The sequence below is a fragment of the Micromonospora inaquosa genome (genome assembly GCF_003857055.1).
Taxonomy (GTDB): domain Bacteria; phylum Actinomycetota; class Actinomycetes; order Mycobacteriales; family Micromonosporaceae; genus Micromonospora; species Micromonospora inaquosa.
Genome location: NZ_QGSZ01000330.1, coordinates 1 through 2,847, shown reverse-complemented (window position 1 = coordinate 2,847; position 2,847 = coordinate 1). Strand labels below are relative to the sequence as shown.

Genomic DNA, 2,847 nt, shown 5'->3' with positions numbered 1-2,847 from the left:
GTCTACTACCAGGGGTAGGATTGGTTCGTGACTCGGTTGGGCGATCTTGAGCGTGCGGTGATGGACGTGCTGTGGGACGTGGTTCCCGGCACGTCGGACGGGGTGACCGTGCGCGAGGTGGCCGACGCACTCGATGGCCGCGAGCTGGCGTACACCACGGTGATGACCGTGCTGGACCGGCTCGCCGGCAAGGGCATGGTGCAACGGGAGCGGGAGGGCCGGGCCTGGCGGTACCGGCCGGCGGCCAGCCGCGAGGCGCACATCGCTCAACTCATGCTCGACGCCCTCGACCTGGGTGGCAGCCGGGACGCCGCGCTGGTGCGGTTCGCCCACTCGGTGACCGGCACCGAGGCCGAGGTGCTGCGGGCGGCCCTGGGCAGCGAGGCCGGGCTGACCGGGCCTGCTGCCACCGGCGGCGACCCGGGTGGCACCGACGCGTTGACCGATCGAGTGGACGGGCCGGCGGGCCGACGACCCGCCGGCGAGGCAGCGGAGCGGTAGGGGCGCACGCCATGGCCTACGCCGTGCACTTCGCCGCCACGATGCTGGCCTGCTATCTGACCGCCCAGGTGCTGGCCCGCTCCACCTGGACGTGGCGCAGCCCTCGGGTCGCGATCGTCTGCTGGCAGGCCGTCGGGCTGGCGTTGGGCCTCTCAGCGATGGGCCTGCCGATGGCGCTCGGGTTGAGCGCGTACGACCGGCCGACCGGCAGCGCACTGCTCGCCCTGGCCAACGACCTCGCCCACGGTGCCCTGCCGATCGGGGTGGGCACGTTCCACCTGGCCGGCGTCGGTGTGGGCTTTGGCATCGGGGCGGTGCTGGTCACGACGACCGTGCGCAGCATCCACGGCACCGTACGCGCCCAGCGCCGCCACCGGGATCTGCTCTCCCTGGTCGCCCGGAACGACCCGGCCGCGCCGGGTGCGCTGGTGCTGGATCATCCGAGCGCCGCCGCGTACTGCCTGCCGGGGGTGAAGCCGCAGGTGGTGGTCAGCGCCGGCACGCTGAGCCTGTTGGACCGCGCCGAGCTGGCCGCTGTGCTCAGCCACGAGCGTGCCCACGCCCACGAGCGGCACGACCTGGTGCTGCTGCCGTTCACCGCGCTGTGCCGGGCGCTGCCGTGGTTCGGCTGGGTGCGCGACGCGCACGAGCGGGTCGCCCTGCTGGTCGAGATGCGTGCCGACGACAAGGCCCGCGAGCTGCACGCCGAGGCCCCCCTGGCGGGGGCGCTGCGCCGCTTCGCCGCCGCCGGGCACCGGATCACGCCGGCCGGTGCCTTGGGCATGGGCGACCGGGATCTCGACGTGCGGATGCAGCGCCTGCTGGTCAGTGACCGACCGCCCCGGGTGCTCGGTGCCACCGCTCTCGCGGTCGCCACCATGTTGGTCGCCCTTCCGGTGACGCTCTTCCTGAGCTGACGCGCCACCCCGCCGACGCCCGTGCCGGGTGTCGGCGCAGGTGCCGCAGCGTGGCCGTTCCCTCCGCCGACGTCGCGTCGTCGCACCTTCCCGACAAGCGCATCTACTACGCCTCGTCGTAGCATTGATTACTACGACACGTAGTAATTCTTACGTGTAGCTAGGCTACGTGTAGTGTGGCTACGGCAAGGGAGCCAACGCTAGGGAGGGCTGGTCATGGACACCCTGCTCCTCGCCCGCCTGCAGTTCGCCACCACCACCTCGATCCACTTCCTGTTCGTCGTCGTCACGCTCGGGCTGGTCACCCTGCTGGTCGGCATGCAGACCGCCTGGGTGCTCACCGGCAACCCGAAGTGGGAGCGGCTGACGCGCTACTGGGGCCAGCTCTACGTGATCAACTACGTGCTCGGCATCGCCACCGGGATCGTGATGGAGTTCCAGTTCGGGCTGAACTGGAGCGGCCTGTCGCGCTACGTCGGCAACGTCTTCGGGGCACCCCTGGCCATCGAGACGCTGGTGGCGTTCTTCCTGGAGTCCACGTTCCTCGGGATGTGGATCTTCGGCTGGCACCGACTCGGCAAGCGCGTGCACCTCGCGTTGCTCTGGGGCGTGGCGATCACCGCGTACGCCTCGGCGTTCTGGATCATGGTGGCCAACTCCTGGCTCCAGAACCCGGTCGGGTACGAGGTCCGCGACGGGATCGCCCACCTCACCGACTTCGGCGCGCTGCTCACCAACCCCAGCCTCGGCATGGCCCTCGGGCACGTGATCTCGGCGGCGCTGCTGGTCGGCGGGATGCTGATGGCTGCGGTCAGCGCCGGGCACCTGATCCGGCGTACCCCCGACTTCGCGCTCTTCCGCACCTCGCTACGGATCGGCCTGGTCACCGCGGCACTGGCCATCTCGATGGTGCAGGGCTTCGGTTTCGCCCAGTTCGGTCCGGTCGGCGCGGTGCAGCCGACCAAATTCGGCGGCGGCGGCCCGGAGAGTCAGACGCTGATCGCCGAGTGGACCACGCGGTTCGGCCCCGGCGACTACACCCCGCCGGTGCTCGCCAACGTCGGGTTGGGCTTCATGATTTTGATCGGCTTCACCCTGGGTTGCGTCTGGCTCCTGCTGCCCCTGCTCTTCCGAGACTGGATCATCCGACTGCGTTTCCCGCTCTGGCTGATCCTCTTCGCCCTGCCGCTGCCGTTCGTCGCGGTGATCCTCGGTTGGATCGCCCGGGAGGTCGGCCGCCAACCCTGGGTGGCGTACGGGCTGCTCCCCACCGAGCAGGCCGTCTCCCCGGTCAGCGCACCGCTGATGCTCGCCTCGCTGATCGGGTTCAGCCTTCTGCTGGGCACCCTCGCGGTCACCAACTGGGTGCTGCTCGCCCGACACGCCAAGCGTGGCGCGGCCGACCCGGCGCTCGGGCGTCCACCGGCAC

At 70.8% G+C, this 2,847-nt stretch carries 3 protein-coding genes; all 3 read left to right on the top strand.

Annotated features, from left to right (window positions below; translation table 11 throughout):
• Positions 1–27: 27 nt before the first annotated feature.
• Positions 28–501 (top strand): BlaI/MecI/CopY family transcriptional regulator, encoded by a 474-nt coding sequence (locus tag DLJ59_RS30215; protein WP_124776928.1) that lies wholly within the window; start codon positions 28–30, stop codon positions 499–501.
• A gap of 11 nt (positions 502–512) precedes the next feature.
• Positions 513–1,418: a M56 family metallopeptidase gene (locus DLJ59_RS30210; protein ID WP_124776926.1), complete on the top strand. Its 906-nt coding sequence runs from the start codon at positions 513–515 to the stop codon at positions 1,416–1,418.
• A 216-nt stretch (positions 1,419–1,634) separates the two neighbouring features.
• A partial coding sequence (locus DLJ59_RS30205; RefSeq protein WP_148096981.1) for a cytochrome ubiquinol oxidase subunit I occupies positions 1,635–2,847 on the top strand: 1,213 nt, incomplete at its 3' end.